General features: G+C 70.8%; 24 protein-coding genes. 3 read left to right on the forward strand and 21 right to left on the reverse strand.

All coding sequences use genetic code 11. The features are described from left to right. Positions 1–2 precede the first annotated feature (2 nt). The 4 genes from BQ9890_RS05625 to hisD all read right to left on the reverse strand — a co-directional run bounded on the left by BQ9890_RS05625 (position 3) and on the right by hisD (position 3970). Positions 3–680, reverse strand: a complete 678-nt coding sequence (locus BQ9890_RS05625; protein WP_075890006.1) for a hypothetical protein — start codon at positions 678–680, stop codon at positions 3–5. 103 nt (positions 681–783) lie between these two features. After that, positions 784–1389 carry an imidazoleglycerol-phosphate dehydratase HisB gene (gene hisB, locus BQ9890_RS05630; protein ID WP_075890008.1) on the reverse strand — a complete coding sequence of 202 codons (606 nt, stop codon included), beginning with the start codon at positions 1387–1389 and terminating at the stop codon, positions 784–786. Beyond that, positions 1386–2531: a histidinol-phosphate transaminase gene (locus BQ9890_RS05635; protein ID WP_075890010.1), complete on the reverse strand. Its 1146-nt coding sequence runs from the start codon at positions 2529–2531 to the stop codon at positions 1386–1388. Before BQ9890_RS05635 ends, hisB begins: the two co-directional genes overlap by 4 nt. After that, complete coding sequence (gene hisD, locus BQ9890_RS05640) at positions 2528–3970, reverse strand: histidinol dehydrogenase (RefSeq protein ID WP_078062254.1); 1443 nt, start codon at positions 3968–3970, stop codon at positions 2528–2530. Before hisD ends, BQ9890_RS05635 begins: the two co-directional genes overlap by 4 nt. 171 nt (positions 3971–4141) lie before the next feature. Here hisD and BQ9890_RS05645 point away from each other — a divergent pair, with 171 nt between their 5' ends. The 3 genes from BQ9890_RS05645 to BQ9890_RS05650 all read left to right on the forward strand — a co-directional run bounded on the left by BQ9890_RS05645 (position 4142) and on the right by BQ9890_RS05650 (position 5739). Next, positions 4142–5029 carry a fructose bisphosphate aldolase gene (locus tag BQ9890_RS05645; protein WP_075890012.1) on the forward strand — a complete coding sequence of 296 codons (888 nt, stop codon included), beginning with the start codon at positions 4142–4144 and terminating at the stop codon, positions 5027–5029. Positions 5030–5102: 73 nt separating this feature from the next. Next, positions 5103–5582: a VanZ family protein gene (locus tag BQ9890_RS15230; RefSeq protein WP_143226252.1), complete on the forward strand. Its 480-nt coding sequence runs from the start codon at positions 5103–5105 to the stop codon at positions 5580–5582. Next, complete coding sequence (locus tag BQ9890_RS05650) at positions 5503–5739, forward strand: RNA-binding S4 domain-containing protein (RefSeq protein WP_075890014.1); 237 nt, start codon at positions 5503–5505, stop codon at positions 5737–5739. Before BQ9890_RS15230 ends, BQ9890_RS05650 begins: the two co-directional genes overlap by 80 nt. Positions 5740–5811: 72 nt before the next feature. On the opposite strand, the gene BQ9890_RS05655 is transcribed toward BQ9890_RS05650, so the two are convergent. From BQ9890_RS05655 to murD, 17 genes are all read right to left on the reverse strand, one after another. Next, positions 5812–6654, reverse strand: coding sequence for a transglutaminase family protein (locus BQ9890_RS05655; RefSeq protein ID WP_075890016.1), 843 nt, complete (start codon positions 6652–6654; stop codon positions 5812–5814). Then, the gene (locus BQ9890_RS05660) at positions 6651–7571 is read right to left on the reverse strand and encodes an alpha-E domain-containing protein (protein ID WP_075890018.1); all 921 of its coding nucleotides are present in this window, start codon (positions 7569–7571) and stop codon (positions 6651–6653) included. The genes BQ9890_RS05655 and BQ9890_RS05660 overlap by 4 nt, the downstream gene beginning before the upstream one ends. After that, positions 7552–9258 carry a circularly permuted type 2 ATP-grasp protein gene (locus BQ9890_RS05665; protein ID WP_230297839.1) on the reverse strand — a complete coding sequence of 569 codons (1707 nt, stop codon included), beginning with the start codon at positions 9256–9258 and terminating at the stop codon, positions 7552–7554. Before BQ9890_RS05665 ends, BQ9890_RS05660 begins: the two co-directional genes overlap by 20 nt. 70 nt (positions 9259–9328) lie before the next feature. Continuing rightward, the gene (dnaE, locus tag BQ9890_RS05670; RefSeq protein WP_075890020.1) at positions 9329–12877 is read right to left on the reverse strand and encodes a DNA polymerase III subunit alpha; all 3549 of its coding nucleotides are present in this window, start codon (positions 12875–12877) and stop codon (positions 9329–9331) included. A 9-nt stretch (positions 12878–12886) separates the two neighbouring features. Then, on the reverse strand, positions 12887–13462 hold the full coding sequence (locus tag BQ9890_RS05675) for a GNAT family N-acetyltransferase (protein WP_078062255.1): 576 nt from the start codon (positions 13460–13462) through the stop codon (positions 12887–12889). Next, positions 13459–14379: an RluA family pseudouridine synthase gene (locus BQ9890_RS05680; protein WP_075890022.1), complete on the reverse strand. Its 921-nt coding sequence runs from the start codon at positions 14377–14379 to the stop codon at positions 13459–13461. The genes BQ9890_RS05675 and BQ9890_RS05680 overlap by 4 nt, the downstream gene beginning before the upstream one ends. Next, positions 14372–14917, reverse strand: coding sequence for a signal peptidase II (lspA, locus tag BQ9890_RS05685; protein WP_075890024.1), 546 nt, complete (start codon positions 14915–14917; stop codon positions 14372–14374). Before lspA ends, BQ9890_RS05680 begins: the two co-directional genes overlap by 8 nt. A gap of 115 nt (positions 14918–15032) precedes the next feature. Then, entirely contained in the window at positions 15033–15644 is a 612-nt protein-coding gene (locus BQ9890_RS05690; RefSeq protein ID WP_075890026.1) for a DivIVA domain-containing protein, read from the reverse strand. Between the two features lie 221 nt (positions 15645–15865). Beyond that, on the reverse strand, positions 15866–16156 hold the full coding sequence (locus BQ9890_RS05695; RefSeq protein WP_268258641.1) for a YggT family protein: 291 nt from the start codon (positions 16154–16156) through the stop codon (positions 15866–15868). Between the two features lie 18 nt (positions 16157–16174). After that, complete coding sequence (locus tag BQ9890_RS05700; protein WP_075890030.1) at positions 16175–16642, reverse strand: cell division protein SepF; 468 nt, start codon at positions 16640–16642, stop codon at positions 16175–16177. 36 nt (positions 16643–16678) lie between these two features. Next, a complete protein-coding gene (locus tag BQ9890_RS05705) occupies positions 16679–17548 on the reverse strand; it encodes a purine nucleoside phosphorylase YfiH/LACC1 family protein (RefSeq protein WP_075890032.1) in 870 nt (289 codons plus the stop codon). A 3-nt stretch (positions 17549–17551) separates the two neighbouring features. Further along, on the reverse strand, positions 17552–18871 hold the full coding sequence (gene ftsZ, locus BQ9890_RS05710; RefSeq protein WP_075890034.1) for a cell division protein FtsZ: 1320 nt from the start codon (positions 18869–18871) through the stop codon (positions 17552–17554). 166 nt (positions 18872–19037) lie between these two features. Then, a complete protein-coding gene (locus tag BQ9890_RS05715) occupies positions 19038–20147 on the reverse strand; it encodes a cell division protein FtsQ/DivIB (RefSeq protein ID WP_143226253.1) in 1110 nt (369 codons plus the stop codon). Beyond that, positions 20144–21610 (reverse strand): UDP-N-acetylmuramate--L-alanine ligase, encoded by a 1467-nt coding sequence (gene murC / locus BQ9890_RS05720; RefSeq protein WP_078062256.1) that lies wholly within the window; start codon positions 21608–21610, stop codon positions 20144–20146. The genes BQ9890_RS05715 and murC overlap by 4 nt, the downstream gene beginning before the upstream one ends. Then, positions 21600–22760, reverse strand: coding sequence for a UDP-N-acetylglucosamine--N-acetylmuramyl-(pentapeptide) pyrophosphoryl-undecaprenol N-acetylglucosamine transferase (locus tag BQ9890_RS05725; protein ID WP_075890038.1), 1161 nt, complete (start codon positions 22758–22760; stop codon positions 21600–21602). The genes murC and BQ9890_RS05725 overlap by 11 nt, the downstream gene beginning before the upstream one ends. Continuing rightward, a complete protein-coding gene (locus BQ9890_RS05730) occupies positions 22757–24058 on the reverse strand; it encodes a peptidoglycan glycosyltransferase FtsW (protein WP_075892794.1) in 1302 nt (433 codons plus the stop codon). The genes BQ9890_RS05725 and BQ9890_RS05730 overlap by 4 nt, the downstream gene beginning before the upstream one ends. Next, positions 24055–25491 carry a UDP-N-acetylmuramoyl-L-alanine--D-glutamate ligase gene (gene murD, locus BQ9890_RS05735; protein WP_078062546.1) on the reverse strand — a complete coding sequence of 479 codons (1437 nt, stop codon included), beginning with the start codon at positions 25489–25491 and terminating at the stop codon, positions 24055–24057. The genes BQ9890_RS05730 and murD overlap by 4 nt, the downstream gene beginning before the upstream one ends.

The raw sequence follows: 25491 nt of genomic DNA on the forward strand, positions 1-25491 counted from the left end.
GGTCACTTCCTCCTGAACCAGCCGAAGGGGCCGGGTCTGCGCTGGACGGTGCCGTCGGGCGCCACCGAGTCCTCGTAGTCGGTCGGCTTCGTGCGCCCCAGCAGCAGGTCCTCCGTGGCGGGGGGCATGGAACCCAGCAGCACGCCGGCGGGGATGTCCTCCTCGGGCTCGCCGTGGACGTAACGGCGAGCCGTGATCTGCCCGGAGACCCCGGGCTCGATGCCCTCACCCTCGACCAGCCAGGACATGATCGCCACCGCGCCGAACTTCGACAGGCGGGAGACCACGCGCGCGACCGTGTCGACGGGGGCGGGCATCTCGCGTGCACCACCGAGCAGGGAGGCCAGTTCGTCCTCGGGGCTGGGCGTGGTCTCCACGCTCAACCACACCGCGGTCCAGGGACGCAGGCGCACGACCGCCTCCTTGAGACCGGCCAGTGCCAGGAGGGAGTGGAGGGCCCCGGGTGAGGGCAGAGGCGCGAGGACGAGGGCGACGGAGAGGTGTCCACCCTCCAGGTGCAGGGACTCGTCGACAGGGGTGTCGAGGTCCTCCTCGGAGGTGTCCCCCGCTGCGTCCTCCCCCGACTCCTCGGGGTTCCCACCGTGTTCCGGGGTCGAGCTCGCGAAGTGGGAGACGATGTCCTCGAACTCCGCATCGATGTCGTCGGCGTCGCCGCTCACACCCGTTCCTCCTGCGTCTCGCTCGGGCGTCCCCGCCCCCGCGCACGAGGGCGGACGCCGCCAGTCACCCATCACGCGCGGTCGGGCCGCGCGACGGTCAATGCTACAGCGCGCCCTTGGTCGAGGGGATCCCCGTCACCCGGGGGTCCGGCTCCACCGCGAAGCGCAGCGCGCGTGCCAGGGCCTTGAACTGGGCCTCCACGATGTGGTGGGGGTCGCGCCCGTGCAGGACGGTCATGTGCAGGCAGATCCCGGAGTTGAACACGAGCGACTCCAGCACGTGGCGCGTCATGGACCCGGTGAAGTGCCCACCGATGAGGTGGTACTCCTGTCCGGCGGGTTCGCCCTCGTGGACGATGTAGGGCCTGCCCGCCACGTCCACGACTGCGCGGGCGAGGGCCTCGTCCAGGGGCACGGTCGCGTCGGCGAAGCGACGGATGCCGCGCTTGTCACCGAGCGCCTGCTTGAGTCCGAGCCCCAGGCAGATCGCGGTGTCCTCGACCGTGTGGTGGACGTCGATGTCGGTGTCCCCGCTCGCCTGGACGACCAGGTCGATGAGGGAGTGCTTGCCGAGCGCGGTGAGCATGTGGTCGTAGAAGGGGACGGTGGTCGAGATCTCGGTGCGTCCCGTCCCGTCCAGGTCCATCTCCACGTGCACGCTCGACTCCGAGGTCACCCGGTCGATCGTCGCGATCCTGGTCCCGCTCATGCCGTTACCTCCGTCAGTGCGGCCCTGAAGGCCGCGGTCTCCTCCGGTGTGCCCACTGACACACGCAGCCACCCCTCCGGACCGACGACGCGGATGAGCACCCCGCGGTCCAGCAAAGCACGGAAGACGCCCTCGCGGTCCGGGAAGGTCCCGAAGAGCACGAAGTTCGCGTCCGAGTCCGCCACCGTGTACCCCTGCTCGCGCAGCCAGGTGGCCAGCGCGTCACGCTCCCCGCGCAGGCCCGCGATCTGTGCCATGAGTTCCTTGCGGTGGCGCAGCGCGGCCAGGGCAGCCGCCTGGGTGACGGCGGAGAGGTGGTAGGGCAGGCGCACCAGCATGACGGCGTCGATGACCTCGCGTGCCGCCACCATGTAGCCCAGTCGCAGGCCCGCCATGCCGAAGGCCTTCGACATGGTGCGCGAGACGACCAGGTGCGGGTTGTCGGCGAGCATCTCCAGGGCGGAAGGCACACCGTCGCGGCGGAACTCGCCGTAGGCCTCGTCGATGACGACCAGGGTGGCGGCGCGCCCGCCTTCGACCTCGGGCCCCGAGGCCCGGGTCAGGTCGAGGACGCGTCGCGCGGAGTCGGGGTCCAGGGCGGTGCCGGTGGGGTTGTTGGGGCTGGCGAGCAGCAGCACCGAGGGGTGCTCCCGCTCCAGCACGCGCTCGACCTCGTCGAGGTCGAGGCGGAAGCCGTCCCCGCGCTCCCCCTGGACCCAGCGGGTGCAGGTGTCGCGCGCGTACTCGTGGTACATGGAGTAGGTCGGGGCGAAGGACACGACGGTGCGGCCACAGCCACCGAAGGCCTGGAGGATCTGCACCATGACCTCGTTGGAGCCGTTGGCGGCCCAGACGAGTCCGGGGTCCACGCGCACGTGGGACTCCACCGCCAGGTAGTCGGCGAGTGCGGCGCGCAGTTCCGGGAAGTCGCGGTCGGGGTAGCGGTTCAGGCCCGCCGCCGCGCGCCCGACGGAGGCCGCGATGTCCTCCACCACGGCGGACGAGGGCGGGAACGGGTTCTCGTTGACGTTGAGTCGCACGGGCACGTCGAGCTGGGGCGCGCCGTAGGGCTCCAGGCCGGCCAGGTCACTGCGGACCGGCAGCATGGGCCGCACGGGTACGGGTTCCTGTGGGGACGTCATGGGCGCAGCACCCCGACCGTGTCGGAGAACCCGGTGTCCTTCCCGGCGCCGCCGTCCCCCTCGTCCGCACCGGCATCGGCGGCATCCGTGACCTCCGCGGACTCGAACGTGTCCGCTCGCGCCGCAGTGCCCCTCCCCTGCCGCAACAGGACCGAGGCACCGTGGGCGGGCAGGTCCTCCGCGCGGGCCAGTGCGTCCAACGGGTCGGCCACGGAGGCCAGGGCCGCGTCGGAGTACTCCACGACCTGCTGGGAGCGCAGGAACTGCAGGACGTTGAGCCCCGAGGAGAACCGTGCGGTGCCGCCCGTGGGCAGCACGTGGTTGGAGCCCGCCATGTAGTCACCCAGGGGCACCGGCGTCCAGGGTCCGACGAAGACGGCGCCGGCATTGCGCACCCGCGCGGCCACGGCTGCCGCGTCGCGGGTCTGGACCTCGAGGTGCTCGGCGGCGTAGGCATCGACGACGCGCAGGGCCTGCTCGAGGTCGTCGACGAGGACGATCCCGGACTGCGGTCCCGACAGCGCCTCGCCGATGCGCCCGGAGTGCTTCGTCGCCGCCACCTGGGCGGGCAGTGCCGCCTCGACGGCGTCCGCCAGTGCCGGGGAGTCGGTGATGAGGACGGAGGCGGCGGCCGGGTCGTGCTCGGCCTGGCTGACGAGGTCGGCCGCCACGAGGGCGGGGTCGGCGGAGTCATCGGCGAGGACCGCGATCTCCGTGGTCCCGGCCTCGGCGTCGATGCCGACGACACCCCGGACCAGGCGCTTGGCGGCAGCCACGTAGATGTTGCCCGGACCGGTGACGACGTCGACGGGTTCGCAGGAGCCGCCCTCGTCCTCGAATCCCCAGGCGAGCGCGGCGATGGCCTGCGCGCCTCCCATGGCCCAGACCTCCTCCACACCCAGCAGTGCGCAGGCGGCGAGGATCGTGGGGTGCGGGAGGCCCCCGAAGGCGGCCTGGGGCGGGGAGGCCAGGGCGATCGACTCCACGCCCGCCACCTGGGCGGGCACGACGTTCATGACCACCGACGAGGGGTAGACCGCGAGCCCGCCGGGCACGTAGAGGCCCACGCGACGCACCGGCACCCACCGCTGGGAGACGGTGCCGCCGGGGACGACCTCGACGGTCGCAGGGGCAGGAACCTGCTGGAGGTGGCCCTCACGGTTGTGGGCGATGGAGAGCTCCAGGGCGCGGCGGACCTCGGGGTCGAGCCCGTCCAGGGCCCGGCCGATCGCCTCGGCGGGGACGCGCAGGGCGGGGGGACGCACGTGGTCGAAGCGCTCGGCGAGGTCGAGGAGGGCGGGGGCGCCCTCGGTGCGGACCCGCTCGATGATCGGGCGGACCACCTCCGTGGCGGCGGTGATGTCCACGGCCGCACGCGGGAGTGCCCGGCGCAGGTCCTGGGCCGAGGGCGTGGTGCCCCGCAGATCGATGCGTCTCATGCCCCCAGCCTAGGCAAGACACCCCCGACACGACGCGCCCGGCCGAGCCCCGGACAGTGCGGATGTGAGATCGCAGCAGATCGTGGCTGATTCGGTCCGGGGAGCACCCGCGGCTCCTACACTGTGTGTGATGGCGCACACAGCGCACGACTGCTCGGAAGGGAGTCCGAAGTGAATGACGAACAACTGACACAGATGGAGTCGGGTGCCGGATTCATCGCCGCACTCGACCAATCGGGCGGCTCCACGCCGAAGGCACTGGCGGGGTACGGGATCCAGCCGGACGCGTGGCACAGCGAGGCCGAGATGTTCGACCTGGTCCACCAGATGCGCACCCGGGTCATCACCGACCCCGCCTTCACCTCCGAGCACATCCTCGCCGCGATCCTCTTCGAGATGACGGTGGACCGCGAGATCGAGGGCATGCCGACCGCGACCTTCCTGTGGGACGAGAAGCACATCGTGCCCTTCCTCAAGATCGACAAGGGACTGGCCGACGAGGACAAGGGCGTGCGCCTCATGAAGCCGATCCCCGACCTGGACGCGCTCCTGGACAAGGCGGTGGCCAAGGGCATCTTCGGGACCAAGGAACGCTCCGTCGTCCTGGAGGCCAAGCCCTCGGGCATCCGCTCCGTGGTGCGCCAGCAGTTCGAGCTCGCCCACCAGGTGCTCGGGCACGGACTCGTCCCCATCATCGAACCCGAGGTCGACATCCACACCGTCGACCGTGCCGTCGCCGAGACGGTCCTGCTCACGGAGATCAACGCCTGCCTCGACGAGCTCGCCGAGGGACAGCGCGTCATGCTCAAGCTGACCATCCCGGAACGGGACAACTTCTACGCCGACCTCATCGCCGACCCCCGCGTCATCCGGGTGGTCGCCCTGTCCGGCGGCTTCTCCCGCGACGAGGCCTGCGACAAGCTCTCCCGCAACCCCGGGCTCATCGCCTCCTTCTCCCGTGCCCTGCTCCAGGGGCTCTCCGCCCAGCAGAGCGACGAGGAGTTCACCGCGACGCTGAGCGCCTCCATCGAGGAGATCGCCCGGGCCTCCGCGTCCTGACCCGACCCGCCCGGGCCGATGCCCGGACCTGCCCCCCACGACCCGGCCCCTGCGCCGGTGGCACACTGTCACCATGCGCAGGGGCCGGGTCGTCGTGTGGGTGGTCCTGCTCCTCGTGCAGTGCTGGGTGCTCTACACGCCCCAGGCCGCGGACGGCCCCGGTTTCCTGGCTCCGCTGTGGGACCTCACCCGCTCATGGCCGGGTCCGACCGCCCCGGGGGAGCCCGGCTTCGACAAGATCGTGCACGCCACCTCCTTCGCCCTGGTCACCGCCGCCGGACTCCTGGCGGGGTGGCCGACGTGGTTCGCGGTCGGCCCGCCGCTGGTGCACGCACCCGCCTCGGAGCTCATCCAGTGGGCGTGGGTGCCCGGACGCGCGGGCGACCCCCGTGACGCGGCGGCCGACATCGCTGGGATACTGGTCGCATGGGCGGTGGTCGCCCTGTGGCGACGGCATGCGGAGGACGGACACGATGGGCACGACGAGGACGGTCGAGGTGCGCGGCAGCATCAGGCTCGGGCAGTTCCTGAAGCTGGCGGGCCTGGCCGATGACGGCGCCCTCGCCCGCGAACTCGTCCAGGAGGGCGGCGTGAGCGTCAACGGTGGCGTCGAGCTGCGTCGGGGCCACCACCTCCAGGACGGGGACCTCGTCGAGGTCGACACACCGATGGGCAGCGAGTCCGCCCTCGTGCGCGTCCTCCCCGACTGAGGACCGCCGCCCACTCCACCGGGACCCGGGCGTGCGGGTGCGGCACACCCCCGGCGCGACCGGGGAGGTGCCTCAGCCCAGCAGCGTGATCTCCACCTGCACGAAGAGCTCCGACTCGGGTCCACCGGTGAAGATGCCCCGCAGGGGCGTGACACCCGAGTAGTCGGGGGCGGAGCCCACGCGCACGTGCAGGTCCCCCGGCTCGTTGGCATTGGTGGGGTCGTAGGCCAGCCAACGACCGTCCCAGTACTCGACCCACGCATGGGACTCCCCCGTGCGTGTCTCGCCGATCGAGGCCGTGCCGTCGGGCAGGACGTACCCCGAGACGTAACGGGCCGGCACGTGTGCCACCCGCAGTGCGCCGATCATCAGGTGGGCGAGGTCCTGGCAGACCCCCGCGTGCGAGGCCCAGGCCTCACGCGCCCGGGTGTGGACCGTGGTGGACCCCGTGACGTACTCGACCCGTTCGTGGATGAATGCCCCCACCCGGGGTGCGAAGTCCCCGGGCCCCTGGGACTCCAGCAGCAGTGCCGAGAGGGCGTCCCGCAGCTCAGGACCCGGGTCGACGCGCGGGGAGATGCTGAGGAACTCCGCGAACCGGTCCTCCACCGCCGCGGAGGTGAGGTCCTCCCATGTCATCCCCATGCCCCCGAGTCCCCTCCGAGAGACCTCGACGGTCGAGGAGGAGGTGACGTCGAGACGCATGTGGGGCTGGTGGAGTTCGAAGGCGACGACACGCGTGCCCCAGTAGTCGGTGTACTCCTGGGTCCAGGCCTTCGGGGAGATCTCCAGGCGGTGCTCCACCAGGTGCTGGTCGGCATCCGTGCACGGGACCATGCGTGCCTCGTTGAATGAGGCGAGTGTGGGCTCGTGGTAGGTGTACCCCGTGCGGTGGACGATCCTGATCCTGCTCACAGGTGGTCCCCCGTCCAGCGCGTCGCCGAGGTGCCCTCGAAGAATCTCTCCTGGACGCAGGCACTGATCTCGGCGCAGGTCGTACCCAGGGCCGCCATGCGGGCGGGCAGGTCCTCCATCGTTGCCTCCGGTGCGCGGTAGAGCAGGCGGGAGCGGGTCTGGCCCACCAGACGCGTCGCCTCCGAGACGTGCCCGCGCACGGGGTCCGACCGGTCGATCGTGTCCAGGGCGTGGGCGACCGCGTCCAGGCTGAAGAGCAGGGAACGGGGGAAGGACTCGTCGAGGAGCAGGAAGCGGGCGATGTCCAGGTCCGTCGAGGCGGCACCCCGGCTGCGGATGTAGGCGTGCTGGCCCGCACAACTGCTGAGGGCATCCGACCAGGAGGTCGGTGAGGGCCGCAGCGCCGCGAGTCGGATGACGCGCGCCGTCATGTCCACACGCTCCAGGTTGCGTCCCATGATGAGGAACCACCACCCCTCGTCACGCAGCAGCTGGGAGTGCATCATGCCGGAGATCATGGCGCACCGGTTGGTGATCCCCGTCATCACGTCGGTGGGTCGCCCCTTCTCCAGGGAACCGGCGCGCGTGGCGCGCCACCACCGGTTGAGGATCTCCCACTGGTCGTCGGGCACGGTCTCGCGTGCACGGTGGGCGGCCTCGTGGGCCGCGTCGATGGAGGAGATGATGGAGCTGGTCGATGCCGGGTCCAGGCACAACAGGCGCATCACGTCGGAGGTGTCGGCGTCCTCCACCGGGATGCCCATGACGGAGAGCAGCGCGGCGGATGCCTGGCCCTCGTCCGCCAGTGGGTCCTCGATGAGGAGGCGCAGGTGCACCTTGAGCAGACGCGCCGTGTCCTCCGTCCGCTCCAGGTAGCGTCCGATCCAGAACAGTGATTCAGCGATGCGACTGAGCATGTCGACCTCCGGTGTGCGCGGTCGTGGCGGTGGCGGGGGTGGTCGTCGCGGGGGCCGCGCTCGCGCCGTCCAGGGGCACGGGCGACGCCGGACAGGCCTGCTGCTGTTGCTGTTGTTGCTGCTGCTGACGGCGCTCCTCGAGCATGTCGGGCACCTCGAGGGCCACGTCGAGGGCCCCCTCCTGGGCGGAGCGGACCTCGTGGGCGACCCCCTTGGCCGCAGCCAGGGAGAGCACGGTGGAGAACTCGACCCGGGCGTCCGGGTCCGCGAGCACCCAGGTGTCCTTGGATCCGCCACCCTGGGAGGAGTTGACCACGAGCTTGCCCTCGGGCAGGGCGACACGGGTGAGGCCACCGGCGAGCACCCGTGGCTCCTGCCCGTCGTTGACGATGAAGGGGCGCAGGTCCACGTGACGTGGTGCCATGGTGTCACCCACGAGCGTGGGCACGGTGGAGAGCTGGATGATGGGCTGGGCGATCCAGCTGCGCGGTGAGGCCAGGATGTGCGTGCGCAGGGTCTCCAGCTCGGCGGGGCTCGCCTGGGACCCGATGACGATCCCCTTGCCACCCGATCCGTCCACGGGTTTGACGACCATCTCGGTGAGGCGGTCCAGGACCAGTTCGCGGCTGTCGGGGTCCTCCAACCTCCAGGTGTCCACACCCGGGATCAGCGGTTCCTCCCCCAGGTAGTAGCGGATGAAGTCCGGCACGTAGGTGTACACGAGCTTGTCGTCGGCCACCCCGTTGCCGATGGCATTGGCGATGGTCACGTTCCCCGCGCGCGCCGCGTTGACCAGACCCGCGCACCCCAGCAGGGAGTCACCCCGGAAGTGGACGGGGTCCAGGAAGTCGTCGTCCACGCGGCGGTAGATGACGTGGACCGGGGCCAGGCCGGTCGTCGTGTGGGTCCAGACATGGCCGTCGCGGCACACGAGGTCGCGGCCCTCGACCAGCTCCACGCCCATCATGCGGGCCAGGAGGGCGTGCTCGAAGTAGGCCGAGTTGTGCACGCCCGGTGTCAGGACGACGACGGTGGGTTCCGCGACGCCCTCGGGCGCGCAGCGCTCCAGCGCGGAGAGCAGCATGCGGGGGTATCCGTGGACCGGGGAGACCCGGTAGCGCTGGACGGCCTCGGGCAGGGCGACACCCATGACGGCGCGGTTGGTGAGCACGTAGGACACACCCGAGGGGATGCGGACGTTGTCCTCCAGCACGCGGAAGGTGCCCTCGGCGTCGCGGATCAGGTCCGTGCCACAGACGTGGATGCGCACACCACCCGGTGGACGGAAGCCGTGGACCACACGGTGGAAGTGCGGCGAGGTCGTCACGACGCGCCTCGGGATGACACCGTCGTGGAGGATGCGGCCCTCCCCGTAGACGTCGTCGAGGAAGGCCTCCAGGGCCCGGACGCGCTGGATGAGGCCCGCCTCGACCGATCGCCACTGCTCCGCCTCGATGATGCGGGGGACGATGTCGAGGGGGAAGGGGCGCTCGGTCCCGCCCACGGCGAAGGTCACGCCGCGGTCCAGGTAGGTCGAGGAGAGGTAGTCCGCCCGGGTGCGCACCTCCTGGGCGGACAGGCCCGAGAAGGCCTCGGCGAGCTCGCGGTACTGGGGGCGCACCTCACGGCCGTCGAACATCTCGTCGAATGTCCGCTCGGGGGACTGGTACCCGTCAAAGGTTGTCACGTTCTTGACTCTACCTTTAACCGAGGTCGTCCGGGGCACTGTCCGCGAACCGGTCAACCCGGCGCCCCTGTCACCTGGGGACCATCACCCCGCTGACCCCCACCACGGCCTTGACCTGGCTGAAGAAGGCACTCGACTGCGAGACCCGCAGCCTCGGGTCCAGCTCCACGACCGTGGTGCGACCCGGCTGACGGAGGTGGAGGCGCACGGGGGACTCCCCGGGGAAGGACTCCAGGACGTCACGCAGCTCCGAGAGCAGGTCCTTCGTGCAGCGCCCCGCCGGCAGCACCAGGTCCAGCGGTGCCCCGGCGTCGTCACGCAGGTCCAGGATCGTCATCGACTGGCCGTACACGCTGGTCTGGTCGTCGCGGACGTTCACCTTCCCCTCGATTTGGACGATGATGTCGGGGGCCAGGAAGGACTGGATCGTCTCGTAGGAACGCGGGAAGAAGAGCACCTCCACCGAGCCGGTGAGGTCCTCGATCGTGGCGATCGCCCAGGGATTGCCCTGCTTGGTGACCTTCGTCTGGACCGCGGAGACCAACCCGGCGATGCGCACCACCCGGTCCGCCATGGACTCCTCGTTGCCGATGATGCGGGCGATCTCGGTGTCCTGGTAGCGGGTGAGGGCGTTCTCCACCCCGCGCAGGGGGTGGTCGGAGACGTAGAGGCCGAGCATCTCGCGTTCCTCCGCCAGCTTGTGCTTGCGGTCGAACTCGGGCAGGTCGGGGATCTCGATGGCGAAGCTCGCGGAGCCGCCCTCGTCGCCCCCGAGCCCCCCGAAGAGGTCGAACTGCCCGATGGCCTCGTTGCGCTTGACGTCGGTGACGGCGTCGACGGCCTCGTCGCAGCGTGCCAGCAGGGCGCGTCGCGTGTGGCCGAGTGAGTCGAAGGCCCCGGCCTTGATGAGGGACTGGACGGTGCGCTTGTTGCACACGACCTGGGGGACCTTGTCGAGGAAGTCCTGGAACGAGGTGGCCTGCCCCTTCTCCTCCCGCGCCCGCACGATCGCGTCGACGACGTTCGCGCCGACGTTCTGGATGGCGGAGAGACCGAAACGGATGTCCGCCCCCGCAGGGGCGAAGGTGCCCATGGAGGAGTTGACGTCGGGGGGCAGGACGGTGATGCCCATGTGGCGGCACTCCGCCAGGTAGAGGGCCCGGCGGTCCTTGTTGTCCTTGGTGGAGGTCAGCAGCGCCGCCATGTACTCCGTGGGGAAGTTCGCCTTGAGGTAGGCCGTCCAGTAGGAGACCAGGCCGTAGGCGGCGGAGTGGGCCTTGTTGAAGGCGTAGTCGGAGAAGGGGACCAGGACGTCCCACAGCGTCTGGACGCACTCCTGGGAGTACCCGTTCTCCCGCATCCCCTCACTGAAGGGTGCGAACTCCTTGTCCAGGATGTACTTCTTCTTCTTGCCCATCGCACGGCGCAGCATGTCTGCCTGGCCCAGGGAGTAGCCCGCGAGCTTCTGCGCGATCTGCATGACCTGCTCCTGGTACACGATCAGGCCGTAGGTGCCACCCAGGATCTCCTTGAGCGGTTCCGCCAGCTCCGGGTGGACCGGTGTGATCTCCTGGCGACCGTTCTTGCGCAGGGCGTAGTTCGTGTGGGAGTTGGCGCCCATGGGACCCGGGCGGTAGAGGGCACCCACGGCCGAGATGTCCTCGAAGTTGTCGGGGCGCATGAGCCTGAGCAGGTCGCGCATGCCGCCGCCGTCCAGCTGGAACACGCCGAGCGTGTCACCCCGGGAGAGGAGGTCGTAGGTGGCCCGGTCGTCCAGGGGCAGGTGGTCGAGGTCGGGGATCTCCTTGCCGTTGAGGCGGATGTTGTCCAGGGCGTCGGAGATGACGGTGAGGTTGCGCAGGCCCAGGAAGTCCATCTTCAGCAGGCCCAGGCCCTCACAGGTCGGGTAGTCGAACTGGGTGATGATGGCGCCGTCCTGGGGGCGCTTCATGATGGGGATGATGTCGGTGAGCGTGTGGGAGGACATGATCACCGCGCAGGCGTGGACGCCCCACTGCCGTGTCAGCCCCTCCAGGCCGCGTGCCAGGTCGACCACCTCGTGGGTGTCGGGGTTCTCCTCGTAGTAGCGGCGGAACTCCGTGGCCTCCGCCCAGCGCTTGTTCTCCTTGTCGAAGATGCCGTTGACGGAGATGTCCTTGCCCATGACCGAGGGCGGCAGCGCCTTGGTGAGCTGCTCCCCCATCTTGAAGTCCTTGCCGAGGATGCGCGCGGAGTCCTTCAGTGCCTGCTTGGTCTTGATCCGGCCGAAGGTGACGACCTGGCTGATGCGGTCCTCGCCGTACTTGCGCTTGACGTAGTCGATGACCTCGTCACGCCTGCGCTCGTCGAAGTCGACGTCGAAGTCGGGCATGGAGACACGCTCGGGGTTGAGGAAGCGCTCGAAGATCAGACCGTGCTCCATGGGGTTGAGCTCGGTGATGCGCATCGCGTAGGCGACCATGGACCCTGCCCCGGACCCACGCCCCGGTCCGACACGGATCCCCTGCTCCTTGGCCCAGTTGATGTAGTCCGCCACGGTGAGGAAGTAGCCGGGGAAGCCCATGGAGACGATGACGTCCTCCTCGTAGGCCGCCTGCTTGCGCACCGCGTCGGGCACGCCCTTGGGGAATCGGTAGGCCAGCCCTGCCTCGACCTCCTTGATGAACCAGGAGGTCTTGTCCTCCCCCGGGGGCACGGGGAAGTCCGGCATGTAGTTGGCGCCCTCGTCGGTGGTGGTGAAGTGGACCTCGCAGCGCTCGGCGATGTCCAGGGTGGAGTCACACGCCTGGGGCAGTTCGGCCCAGATCTGGCGCATGTCCTCACTGGAGCGGATGTAGTAGTCGTCCCCGTCGAAGCGGAAGCGGTCCGGGTCCGCCAGTCGTGCCCCGGAGTTGATGCACAGCAGGGCGTCCTGGATGTCGCGGTCACCCTTCTTCACGTAGTGGGCGTCATTGGTGGCCACCAGGGGGGCGTCCATGAGCTTCGCGAGGCGCAGGAGGTCCTTCTGCGTACGCCGTTCGAAGTCGATGCCGTGGTCCATGACCTCGACGTAGAAGTTCTCCGCACCGAAGATGTCGCGCAGGTCGGAGGCCTCCTGGACGGCCTCGTCCCACTGCCCGAGCCTCATGCGGGTCTGCACCGCGCCCGAGGGGCATCCCGTGAAGACGATGAGGCCCTCGTGGTAGCGCTCCAGGAGCTCCTTGTCGGCACGCGGCCACTTGCCGAACTGGCCCTCGGTCGAGGCGTAGGACCCCAGGCGGAAGAGGTTGAGCATGCCCTGGGTGGAGTGGGCCAGCAGGGTGAGGTGGTTGTAGGAGCCGGAGGCGGAGACGTCGTCCTGCTTCTGCCATGCCTCGCCCCACTGGACCTTCTTGCGGTCGAAGCGGGAGGTGCCCGGCGTGACGTAGGCCTCCAGGCCGATGATCGGTTTGATCCCGGCCTTCTGGCAGGCCGCGTAGAACTCGTAGGCACCGAAGAGGTAGCCGTGGTCGGTGATCCCGATGGCTGGCTGGCCCAGGCGTGCGGCCTCCTCCACCATGGGCGTGATCTTGGCGGCGCCGTCCAGCATCGAGTACTCGGAGTGGTTGTGGAGGTGCACGAAACTGTCACGGGCGGCCATGCCCCGATCCTAGTGGCGGGCCTCCGCCTCCAGCGTCCTGGACATGGTGACATGTTCGATACCGGCGTCCAGGAACACCTCCCCCGGTGTGCGCGTGTAGCCCAGTGCCTCGTAGAAGCCGATGGCCTGCACCTGCGCGTCCAGGACCACGACCGGGCCGGGTCCCGCCCACGTGCCGACCTGCGCCAGGAGCAGCGCGTGCACGGCGCGCACCAGCTCTGCCCCGATCCCCCGCCCTCGTGCCTCCCGGCGCACCGCCAGGCGGCCCAGGTGGAAGTGACCGCCACCGTCGGGGATCACCCGCACGACGCCCAGTGCGCGCCCCGATGCGTCCAGTGCCACCAGGTGGACGACGTCGGGGCGGAAGTCGCGCGCGTCGACCTCGAGGACCACGGGCACACCCTGCTCGCGGACGAAGACCTCCCAGCGCACCTGGATCTCCTGGGCGCGCAGGCCCGGGTGGACCGCCTCGACCACGCGCAGGCCGTCCGCGGTGGCCCCGCCCACGAAGGGACCGGTGCCGCCGGGGCGGCCCCTCCCCCCGGAGGGTTCCGGGGAGGGAAGGGTGGTGTGCGCGCCCGTCATGCGCCCGGTTCCCTCAGGACGTCCAGGGCATGGGCCAGGTCCGCGGGGTACTCCGAGCGCACCGTCACCGGCAGACCGGTCCGGGGGTGGGTGAAGCCCAGTTCGACGGCGTGGAGCCACTGGCGTCCCAGTCCCAGGCGCTCGGCCTGGACGGGATCCGCACCGTAGAACACGTCCCCCACGCAGGGGTGGTGCACGGCGGCCATGTGGACCCGGATCTGGTGGGTGCGACCCGTCTCGAGGTGCACCCGCACCAGTGCGGCCCCGGCCAGGGTCTCGAGCGTGTCGTAGTGGGTGACGGCCCTCTTGCCGCCGTCGATGACCGCCATGCGCCACTCGCGTGAGGGGTGGCGTCCGATGGGGGCGTCGATCGTGCCCGAGGACGGGTCGGGATGGCCCGCGACCACGGCGTGGTAGATCTTGCGCACGGTGCGCTCCCGGAAGGCCCTCTTCATCACCGAGTAGGCCAGTTCCGACTTGGCGACCATCATCGCCCCCGAGGTGCCCACGTCGAGACGGTGGACGATCCCCTGCCTCTCCGGCGGTCCCGAGGTGGAGATGCGGTAGCCGGCGGCCTCCAGGTTGCCCAGGACGGTCGGCCCGCTCCAGCCGGGCCCGGTGTGCGCGGCGACGCCCACGGGTTTGTCGACCACGACCACGTCGTCATCGTCGTAGAGGATGCCCATGCCGGTCACCGGTGTGGCGGCGGGGCGGTCCTCGGGGATCTCGACCTGCAGGAGGTCGCCCGCTCCCAGGCGCTGTGACTTCGAGCAGGCCTGTCCGTCCACCAGGACGTGCCCGTCGCTGGCCAGTTCCCCGGCACGGGTGCGGGAGAGCCCGAGCAGACGTGACAGTGCCACGTCGACCCTCTCCCCCACCAGGCCCTCGGGAACGGGCAGGAGTCGCGCCTCAGCCACGGTGCTCCCCTGCGGGTGTCACGTCCGGGGAGCTCCCCTGGTGGCCGAAGGCGTAGATGACCGCCAGCCAGATCGCGGCACCGACGATCCAGATGTCGGCGACGTTGCCGACGAAGAGTCCGCCGTAGTTGATGAAGTCCACGACGTGGCCCTGCCCGAACGAGGGCGGCTGCACGAGCCTGTCGATGAGGTTGCCGATCGCCCCTCCGGCCAGCAGACCCAATGCGATGAGGGTGGGCATGTGGGACGTACGGGGAAGGAGCCAGACGATGGCGGCCACCACACAGGTCGCCAGCACCGTGAAGACCCACGTCGCACCCGCACCCAGGGAGAACGCGGCACCGGAGTTGTGGACCAGCTGCAGGGTGAGGACGTCACCCACGAGTGGACGGGAGCGTCCCGTCTGCAGGTGTTCCACCGCCCAGGCCTTGGAGACCTGGTCGAGGACGACGGCCACCACGACCACCACGACGGCGACCAGCACACGGACCCACGTGCGGGGGCCGCCGACTGCCCGCTCGGCGTGGGAGTCACTCACTGGTACCTCCGTGGGGCACCTGCGTCGCCCGCAGGTGGATGTCTGGTTCCGGACACACTCGTGGCGGCGACGTCAGGCGTCGCCGCCACGGGGCGTTGGTCCGGTGGGACCTGGATCAGTTCGAGGATCCCTGGTTGACCTCCTTGAGGAGGGTCTCCAGGTGCGCGCGGATCGAGGCCCGGTACTCGGACTCGAAACCGCGCAGCTCGTTGATCTTGGACTCGAGGAGCCCGCGCTCCTGGTCCAGCTGGGCCAGGATCGTCTCGCGCTGCTTCTGGGCGTCGGCGACGATCTCGTCACCCTTGGAACGTGCCTCCGCGATGATCTTCTCGGACTCCTCGCGGCCGTCACGCACGTACTCGTCGTGGACACGCTGGGCGAGGGCGAGCATGGAGGTCGCGGACTCCGGCTCCGCAGGCGTCGCCGCCGCGGGCTGGGGCTCGGGAGCGGGCTCGGGGGTCGTATCCGGCTCCGGGGTCGGCTCGGGCTCGGGGGACGCCGCGACGGCGGGCTCCGCCTGGACGGGGGCACCGGAGGAGAGCTCGGAGACGCGGCGCTCGGCAGCCTCCAGCTTCTCCTTCAGCTCCTGGTTCTCGACGTTGAGCGCGTAGATGGTGGCGACAACCTCGTCGAGGAACTCGTCGACCTCCACCTGGTCGTAGCCCTCGCGGAACTTCACGTACTGGAACTTCTTGTTGAGGACGTCCTCGGTCGTGAGCAGCGCCATTTCCTCACCCTCTTGGTAATCGGATCGTCGATCGGGGGACGGGATGAACTCCCATTCTCCGTCACCGGACCACCCGAGTCTCCGGACGATCCTGCTTCAGACTATTGGAATGATAACCGACTCGCGTGCAACTTGGACAACAGGAGTCACACATCTCCCGCGTCGGCGGTGTCCTTCACCCCCACGGAGGGCCTCTGAGGGGTCTCTGCGGGTGTTCACCGTCACAGCCCCACGAGGATCATCGACAGGCGTTGGACGATGATGACGCCGATGAAGAGGACCATGAAACCGACGTCCAGGGCGAAGCCCTCCCCGAGCCTCAGAGGGGGGATGTAGCGCCGGAGGAAGCGCAGCGGCGGGTCGGTGAGGGCGTACATCAGGTTGGCCAGGGCCAGGAGGGCACCACTGGGTCGCCACTGCGGCGAGAAGAACCTCACCCAATCCAGCACCATGCGCGTGAGCAGGACGAGCATGTAGAGGCCGGCGGCGTAGTACAGGACGAGACCGACCACGTGGAGGACCACCACGGGTCAGCCCTGGTTGAACAGGGCGCCGCGACGCGAACCCGTGACGTCCCCGGTGACCTCGACGGTCCTGGGCGAGAGCAGGAAGACCCTGTTCGTCACGCGCTCGATGACCCCGTGCAGCCCGAAGGTCAGACCGGCGGCGAAATCGACGACACGCCGCGCCTCCATGTCCGACATCTCGGTGAGGTTGATGATCACCGGGATCCCCTGTCGGAAGGACTCCCCGATCGGGAGGGCGTCGTTGTAGGAACCCGGGTGCACCGTGACGATGCGGCTGAGGTCGGTCGCGCTCGCACGCCGGGGCTCGCCCTCGCGTCGCAGCGGGGTGACGGCGGGGGCCTCGACGGGCGCGAGGTCGGTCATCTCGGGCATGTCGTCCTCCACGTCGAACGCGTCGAATTCCTGGTCATCGTCCTCGGGCGTGTACCAGCCCATGAACTTCCGTGCCTTGTTCCCGAACGATCCTGCCATCGTCCACTCCTCACCTGTCGGTCCGCTGACCACACGTTAGTTCAGGTCGATCGGTCCGGGACCCAGGACCCGCGGCATGTCGTCACACCGGGCCGCCCCTGTCCGGACACGTGGGAGGACCACTCCGACCTGGCGGCCGCACCGCGGATCGCGCCGGTGGGAGTGCAACCCGGGATCCTCGCGTGTGCACCGGCCGTCACGTCGGACGTCGAGCAGGCCCAGTCCCCGCAGTTCCTCCTCCGCCCCGGCCGGGAGGTCCAGGGACGGCGTCCCCCAGGAGGTCAGGGACCGGGATGCGGGGTGGGTGCGGGCGACCGCGGCGCGCAGGGCCGCGGGGACCTCGTAGCAGCGCCCGCACACGGCAGGTCCGATGAGCGCGTGCAACCGGTCCGCACCGCCGACCAGGGGCGCCATGAGGGAGACGGCGCGGGAGAGGATGCCCCCGGCCAGACCCTTGCGCCCGGCGTGCACGGCGGCCACCACCTCGCCGGAGGAGTCCGCGAGGAGCACGGGCAGGCAGTCCGCCACCATCACGGCCACCCCGGGGGCGGAGGGCCAACCACGGGCATCGATGACCACGCCGTCCGCGTCGAGCGTCCCCCACTCGCCCTCGGAGGGGTCGGGGGCCGTGGGGCCGGTGCGCTCCTGGAGGACGGTGCCGGTCCCCGCGTCCACGTCACCGTGGGCGGGCACAGCACTGGCACGGTCCAGCACCGCCACCCCGACGGAGTGCGTCTGTTCCATCCACACCAGGGGGCGCCCGACCTCCCGCGCCAGGGCGGACCTGCGGGCGTGGACCAGGTCGGGGTCGTCACCGACGTGCAGGCCGAGGTTGGCGCGCAGGGGTTCGGTGCCGGGGCCCGCCGTGGTGAACAGGACCCGTGCCCCGCCCAGCTCGCCGCCCATGGGTCAGCGCAGGAAGTCGGGGATGTCCAGGTCGTCGCCGCGGTCCTCGTCCTCGTCGAAGATGCGGGGCACCTCGAGCGAGCGGTCCTCGGCGCGGCCGGCCTGGGCGCGCGCCGACTCCTCGGCACGCTGTCGTGCTTCGGCCAGGGGGATCGCACCCGTGCGTGTGGGCACCTCGGGGGCTGCGCGGTGCGCGGGTCGGGCCACCGGGGCCGAGGCCTGGGGAAGGGTGCCCAGGGGGCGCGAGGTCTGCGTGCCCGCGCCCGCAGCGGGTGCCGCCGTGGCGCCCGACTGTGCGACGGGGGCCGCCGGGACGGCGGGGGCCGCAGCAGGGGCGGTCGACTCGCGCAGGGCGTCGGCGGAGGAGGGGGTGTCCCCGGTCTCGTCGAACCCGGCAGCGATGATCGTCACGCGGATCTCGTCGCCCAGGGAGTCGTCGATGACATTGCCGAAGATGATGTTGGCCTCGGGGTGGGCGGCCTCGCGCACCAGCAGCGAGGACTGGAAGATCTCCTGCAGGCCCAGGTCGGAACCACCCTGGAAGAAGATGAGGACGCCGTGGGCCCCGTCGATGGAGGCCTCCAGCAGCGGGGAGGAGATCGCCGTCTCCACGGCGCGCAGGGCACGATCCTCACCGGTGGCGGCACCGATGCCCATGAGGGCGGAGCCCGCATCCTTCATCACGGACTTCACGTCGTTGAAGTCGACGTTGATGAGACCCGGGGTGGTGATCAGTTCGGTGATGCCCTGGACACCGGAGAGCAGGACCTGGTCGGCGGCACGGAAGGCGTCGAGAACGGAGATGTTGGAGTCGGAGATCTCCAGGAGCCGGTCGTTGGGGATGACGATCAGCGTGTCGACCTCGTCGCGCAGGGCCTCGACGCCCACGTCGGCCTGGGAGGCACGACGGTTGCCCTCGAAGGAGAAGGGGCGCGTGACGACACCGACGGTCAGGGCGCCTGCGCCCCGGGCGATGCGGGCCACGACGGGGGCGCCACCGGTGCCCGTCCCACCGCCCTCACCTGCGGTGACGAAGACCATGTCGGCCCCCTCCAGGGAGTCCTCGATCTCCTCGGAGTGGTCCTCCGCCGCCTGCCGCCCCACGGCCGGATCGGCGCCCGCACCCAGCCCGTGGGTGAGGTCCCGACCGATGTCGAGCTTCGTCTCGGCGTCGGACATGAGGAGTGCCTGGGCATCGGTGTTCACCGCGATGAACTCCACACCCTTGAGACCCACCTCGATCATGCGGTTCACGGCATTCACGCCGCCGCCGCCGACGCCGACGACCTTGATGACTGCCAGATGGTTCTGCGGTGTCCCCACGTTGTCCCCCTTGCCACCGTAACCTTCAAGCTCTAGTTCAAGGTTGGTGTTGTGCCTGCATTCTGCCGGGATGAAGGTAGGGAACCCTCGGGTCCCCGGCAAGGAGGCTGGCGGGCGTGTCGGCACACGGATCCACGCGGACCGTCACCGTCGCCGTCGCCAATCCTCAGGAGGTGACGGGCCTGGTGGGGTCCGAGACGTCGTAGACGCTGGCGGGTCGTTGGTCGAGGAGCAGTGCGAGGACCTTCGCCTTCAGGTCGCCGTCCTCGTCCGTGCCCCAGCGCACGGTGCGCCCGCCGCTGAGTGCCAGGGTCACCATGTGTCCGTCGGCCCGGACCTCCTCGACCTCCGGGCGCAGGTCCTCGGGCAGTGCCGCCCAGGTGGTCGCCGCAGCGCCCGCGGCACGCACACGGTCCTCGCCCTCGGCGGGCAGCGTCACCACGGGCATCCCGTCGGGGGCGTCCCCACGGTGGGAGACGGCCACGCCCTGGTCGTCGACGAGGGCGAACCCGTCACCCTCCTTCTCCGCCAGGACGGCCACCCGTGCCCGGACGACGACGGACAGGCCGTCGGGCCACCGCCGGGACACCTCGGCGTCGCGGACGAGGGGGATCTCCCCCACGGCCCGGACCACTGCCCCGGTGTCGATGCGCGGGAGGGGCGTGCCCACGAAGGGTCGGACCGCCTGGGTGACCTGGCCCGACAGGTCGTCGTCAGCACCTGTGACCGAGACCTTGTCCGCACTCAGCGCGAGGAGCGGCGAGAAGAGGATGCCCCAGACGACCACGGCCACCGTGGCCAGGGCGGACACGAGGACCAGGAGATGTGTCCCCCTCAGGCGCATGCGTGCCCGTCTGCGCTCCTCCAGCCTCTCCCCCAGGCCCGTCGAGACGGCCTCCTCTCGGGAACCCAGGACACTGGCCGCGTCCCCGGCCTCCAGCGGACGCTCCAGGCTGCGCGGAGTCCTGTGCCGGGCCACCGCGCGCTCCGTGGTGCCCCGCGCAGGGGAGTCCCCACCTGCCCGACCGGACCTGCCTGCGCGACCCCGGTCGCGGTCGGACCCGGCCCTCCCGGCACCTGTCCCGGGCACGTGCGACTCCACCGTGGAGTGCTCCCCACTCCCGCCACCCGACGGTGGGCGGGGGACGTCGCCCTCGTCGGTGGTCCTGGTCCCGTCGCCGCCCGACGGGTCCGCCGGGCGTGAGGGGGGTGTCTGCGCGGTCGCGCGGGTACCTGCCGACTGGCGGGGCACCCTGGGGCGGGGGGGTTGCTTCACTCCCCCGTCCCCTCCTCCTGGCGCCACTCCTCCAACGCGTCCTGGGCCGTCGTCGTGATCGATCCTGCGCCCATGGTCACCAGGATCCCGCCCGGACCCGTGAGACGGGCGCCGAGACGTGCGGCCTCGTGCATGTCGTGCACCAGGTGCGATCCGGGCAGGTGTGCGGTGATGAGCGAGGAGTCCACACCGTCGACGGGGTCCTCCCGCGAGGCGTAGATATCCGTGACGACCACCGTGTCCGCAGCCGAGAGCGCGCGGGCGAAGCGGTCCGAGAAGGCCCGGGTGCGGGAGAACAGGTGGGGCTGGAAGACCACGGTCACCGGTCCCTCCCCCGCCACCACCCGCGCCTCGGCGAGGGCGGCGGCCACCTCGGTGGGGTGGTGGGCGTAGTCGTCGAAGACCCTGCGGTCCCCGACCTGTCCGCGCAGCTGGAAGCGACGCTCCGCACCGCGGAAGGCACCCAGTGCACGGGCCATCGCCACCGGGTCCACGCCCAGCTCCACGCCCACTGTCCAGGCGCCCGCTGCGTTCACGATGTTCTGCCATCCCGGCACGCCCAGGGACAGGTCCACCACGGTGTCCCCTTCCACCAGACGCGCCGTGGAGCCGTCCGCGTGCTCCACGACGTCCTCGATGCGCACGTCGGGGGCCTCGGGGCACAGGTCGGGCCGCCCGTAGGTCAGCACCCGCCGTCCCTGACCGCGCGCGGTGGCTGCGAGGCGCGAGGCCCCCCGGTCCTCGGCGCAGCACACGAGGAGGCCCCCCTCGACCAGGCGTTCGACGAAGTCGACGAAGACCTGTTCGAAGGCCTCCTGCGTGCGGTAGTGGTCGAGGTGGTCGGGCTCCACATTGGTGACCAGTTCGACGCTGGGGGTGTAGTTGAGGAAGGACCCGTCCGACTCGTCGGCCTCGGCGACGAAGATGTCGCCCCCGCCCAGGTGCGCTCCGGTCCCGAACTCGGGGAGGACCCCGCCGATGGCCGCAGAGGGGTCCAGACCCACGGCCCGGAGGGCCAGGGCGAGCATGGCCGACGTCGTGGTCTTGCCGTGGGCACCTGCCACGGCCACGAACCGCATGCCCGCGGCAGCCAGGGCCAGTGCCTGGGAGCGGTGGATCACCCGCTGTCCGCGCGAGCGCGCCGCGGCGAGTTCGACATTCGAGTCACGGATCGCGCTGGAGACCACGACCACGGCGTCGGGGGGCACATTGGCCGGATCGTGGCCGACGTGGACCCGGATGCCCAGGCCCCGCAGGTGGTCCATCACCGCGGAGTCGGCCCGGTCGGAACCGGAGACCTCCAGTCCGCGGTCGGCGAGGAGCTCGGCGACCACGGACATTCCCGCACCCCCGATCCCGATGAAGTGGAACGCGGGTGCACCCCTCTCGGCGGCGCCCGCGCCGGTGGTGTCCTCGCGGAGGGTGTCCCCTCCTGCGGTCGTGCCGGTGTGGTCAGTGGTCATTGCCGTGGTCCTTCCCCTTGCCCGTGTGCGGCTCCCCGGCCCCCACCTGTGCGAGGACCAGGTCTGCCAGCGCCTCGGCCCCGTCGGTGCGCGCATGCTCCCGGGAGGCGCGACCCATCCGCGCCAACTCGTCCGAGACGAGCAGGGGCAGGAGCTGGGTGCGTGCCACCTCCGGTGTGAAGTCGTGGTCGGCCACCAGGCGTGCTCCCCCGGTGGCGACGTGGTCGGCGGCGTTGAGGCGCTGCTCCCCGTTGCCGATGGGCAGGGGGACGTAGAAGGCCGGCAGTCCCAGGGCCGTCAGCTCCGCCACCGTCCCCGCACCCGAGCGGCACACGACGAGGTCGGCCACGGCGAGCGCGTCCTCCATGGTCGTCAGGTAGTCCAGGACCTTCCACCGCCCCGCCACACCGGCACGCTCGACGGCACTCCTGACGGGGGCGTCCTTGCCCCGCCCGGTGAGGTGGAGGACCTGGGTGCCCTCGGGCAGTTCGCCGGCGACCTCCGTCATGACCTCATTGAGGTGCTGGGCACCCAACGACCCACCGGTGATGACCAGGGTGCGCAGCCCGGGATCGAGACCGAGGCGCGCGGCGGCGGCCCGGCGCGCCTCGACGCGCCCGCCCTCGGAGCCCCGGATCGCCGCCAGGTCCGCGATGGCGGGGCGCAGCGGGAGACCCGTGACCACCGTGCGCCCCCGCGCCGCGCGTAGCGGGGTGGAGGGGAAGGTCAGCGCCACGACAGCCGCGTGCCGGGCGCCGAGCCTGTTGGCCAGGCCGGGTCGGGCGTTCTGCTCCTGGACGATGACGGGCAGTCCGAGGGTGCGCGCGGCCCTGTAGGCGGGTGTCGAGACGTAGCCGCCGAAGCCGACGAGCGCGTCCGCCCCCTCCATGGCGGCACGTGCCTCCCGCACCGCCTCGTGCATCCGCATCGGCAGGGTCAGCAGCGACACACTGGGACGCCGCGGCAGGGGCACCTTCGGGATGGTCACCAGGTGGTACCCGGCAGCGGGCACGAGGTCGGACTCCAGCCCCTGGGAGGTCCCCAGCACGACGATCGTGCATCCCCTGGCACGCAGGGCGTCGGCGGTGGCCAGCAGCGGGTTGACGTGACCGGCGGTGCCCCCACCTGCCAGGACGATGGTCGGACTCATGGGCGCACCTCGGAGGTCGGACGGGTGATGTGTCGGTCTGGACGTGGGGCACGGGCCGCGCCGCGGCGTCTGGGGGCGCGGCGTGGATCGCGCCCGGCGGAGGCCTCGTCGGGGCGCCCGAACATCCACATCCCGGCCTGGCCGCGGGCGAAGGAGGCGACCATCCCCACCGCGGCAGCGGTGAAGAGGAGCGAGGAACCGCCGTAGGACACCAGCGGGAGCGGTACACCGATCACCGGTCCCAGGCCCGTGACCGAGAAGACGTTGATGATCCCCTGGGACGCGATCCAGGCCGCCACCCCACCCGAGACGACCCGCGCATAGGCGGAGGTGTGGTTCTGGCAGATGCGCACCATGCCCCACACCAGGAGTCCCAGGCAGACGAGCACCGTGCAGGTGCCCAGCAGCCCGAGCTCCTCCCCGATGATCGCCAGGATGAAGTCCGTGTGGGCGGCGGGCAGGTAGTTCCACTTCTCCCGCGAGGCACCGGGGCCCAGGCCCGTCCACCCACCGGATCCCAACGCCCACAGCGCGTGGTCGGTCTGGGTGGGTGCGGACGTGGAGGGGGCCGTGCCGAGGCCCGGGATCACCTGCTTGACGCGGGCGAGCCGGGTGGGGTTCTGGAAGACGAGGAAGACGACCGCGGGGACCGCGACCAGCCCCATCGCGCCGAACCACTTGCCGGGAAGACCTGCGACCCACAGGGCGCCCAGGGCACAGGCCGCCATGACGATGGCAGTCCCGAGATCGTGGCCGAACATGACGGCGACGAGGGCGAGGACCACGGGGATGCCGGCGGTGACCAGCATCTGGCGCCAGTCGTCGACCCGGGCACCGGGACGGGTGAGTGCCCGTCCGAGGAAGAGGGCGAGGGCGAGTTTGAGGAACTCCGAGGGCTGGACGAGGACGGGGACGCCCGGGATGTGCACCCAGTTGGTGTTCCCTCCCTCGGTGGCGCCCAGGGGGGTCAGCACCAGGCTCTGGAAGACGAGGGCGGCGACGAAAACGCCCACCGACGCACGCCACCAGACGCGTTCGGGCACCATCTGTGCCGCAGCGGCCACGAGGAGCGCCACGACGATGATGGCGAGGGGGCGCAGGAAGGCGAGGTAGGGGTCCTCTCCCTTGGCGATGTTCGTCACCGCCGAGGCGGAGAAACCCATGAGGAGGCCGAACACGGTGAGGATCAGGGCGGGGATGACGACGAGGTAGTAGGTGACCACCGGTGAGGGCGCAGTCGCCCCGCGTTCCCCGGAACCGAAGCGGACCCTGGGCAGGCTCCGCCACCACGTCGTCACGGCCGCGGTCCCCACTGGGCGTCGAGTCGGTGCACGGCGTCGACGAAGGCGTCGCCGCGCTGGCCGTAGTTGTCGAACTGGTCCCAGGAGGCGCAGGCCGGCGCGAGCACGACGGTGTCGCCGGGGCGCGAGAGTCCCACGGCCTCGTTGACGACGGAGAACATCCAGTCCGGGTGCCCGTCCACCTCGACCACGGGGACCGCCGGCGCCTCGCTCGCGAGCACGTCGCGCAGCTCCGTGCGGTCGGCGCCGATGAGCACCACCCCGCGCAGGCCGGGGGCGACGCTGCGCACCAGTTCGTGGAAGTCCTGTCCCTTCGCGTCCCCGCCGGCCACCCAGATGGCCGTGCCGGGACGGATACCCGCCAGGGAGGCCGCAGCCGCGTGGGCATTGGTCGCCTTGGAGTCGTCGATCCAGGTCAGGTCCGCCACCTCGCCGATGATCGCGCGCCGGTGGGCAGCGGGGTGGAAGGCGAGCAGGCCCTCCGCCACGTGCTCGGGCGCGACACCGTGGGCGCGTGCGAGCGCGGAGGCGGCCAGCGCGTCCGAGACGACGGCAGGTGAGGGTTGGTCACCGGTGATGTGGCGCAGGTCCGCCAGGTCGGCCAGGTGCAGTGCCTCCTTGTGGCGGGTGGGCAGGAAGGCACGGTCGACGATCGTGCCCTCGACCAGGCCCACCTGGGAGATCGCGGGCACACCCAGGGTCGTGCCGATGGCGCGTGCCCCCTCGATGACGTCGGCCTCCTCCACCATGCGCTCGACGAGGGCGTCGGCAGCCGGGTACACGCAGGCGATCCGGGTGTTGTGGTAGACCCTCGCCTTGGCCGCGGCATAGGCCTGCGCCGACCCGTGCCAGTCGATGTGGTCCTCGTCGACGTTGAGGCACACCGAGGCCTCCGGGCAGACGCTGGACGTCGTGGCCAGCTGGAAGCTGGAGAGCTCGACGGCGAACACCGTCGCATCGGAGTCGATGGCGCGGGTGATCGGGGTGCCGATGTTCCCGACCTCCAGGGCGTCCTCCCCGGCGGCGCGCAGGATGGCGCCGAGCATGCCGACGGTGGTGGTCTTGCCGTTGGTGCCGGTGACCGTCAGCCACGGGCGACCGGCGTGGGGACCCTCCTCCTGGAGGTGCCAGGCGAGTTCGACCTCGCCCCAGAGGGGGATCCCGGCCGCGGCGACCCCACGCCACACGGCTGTGTGGGGGGCGATGCCGGGCGAGAGGACCACGAGGCCGGGCGACTCGGCGAGGACCGCCCTCGCGAGCTCCTCGTCGTCGGGGATGACGCGGAGGTCGACGTCGGCGAGCTCGGGGTCGCTCGGGGCGACCTGGGGACGCTGGTCGAAGGCGATGACGTGGTGTCCCCGGGACACCAGTGCTCCGGCCGCTCCGCGTCCGGAACGACCCCATCCGATGACTGCGACTGGTTCGGTGAT

Source organism: Actinomyces provencensis (assembly GCF_900155435.1).
GTDB lineage: Bacteria > Actinomycetota > Actinomycetes > Actinomycetales > Actinomycetaceae > Pauljensenia > Pauljensenia provencensis.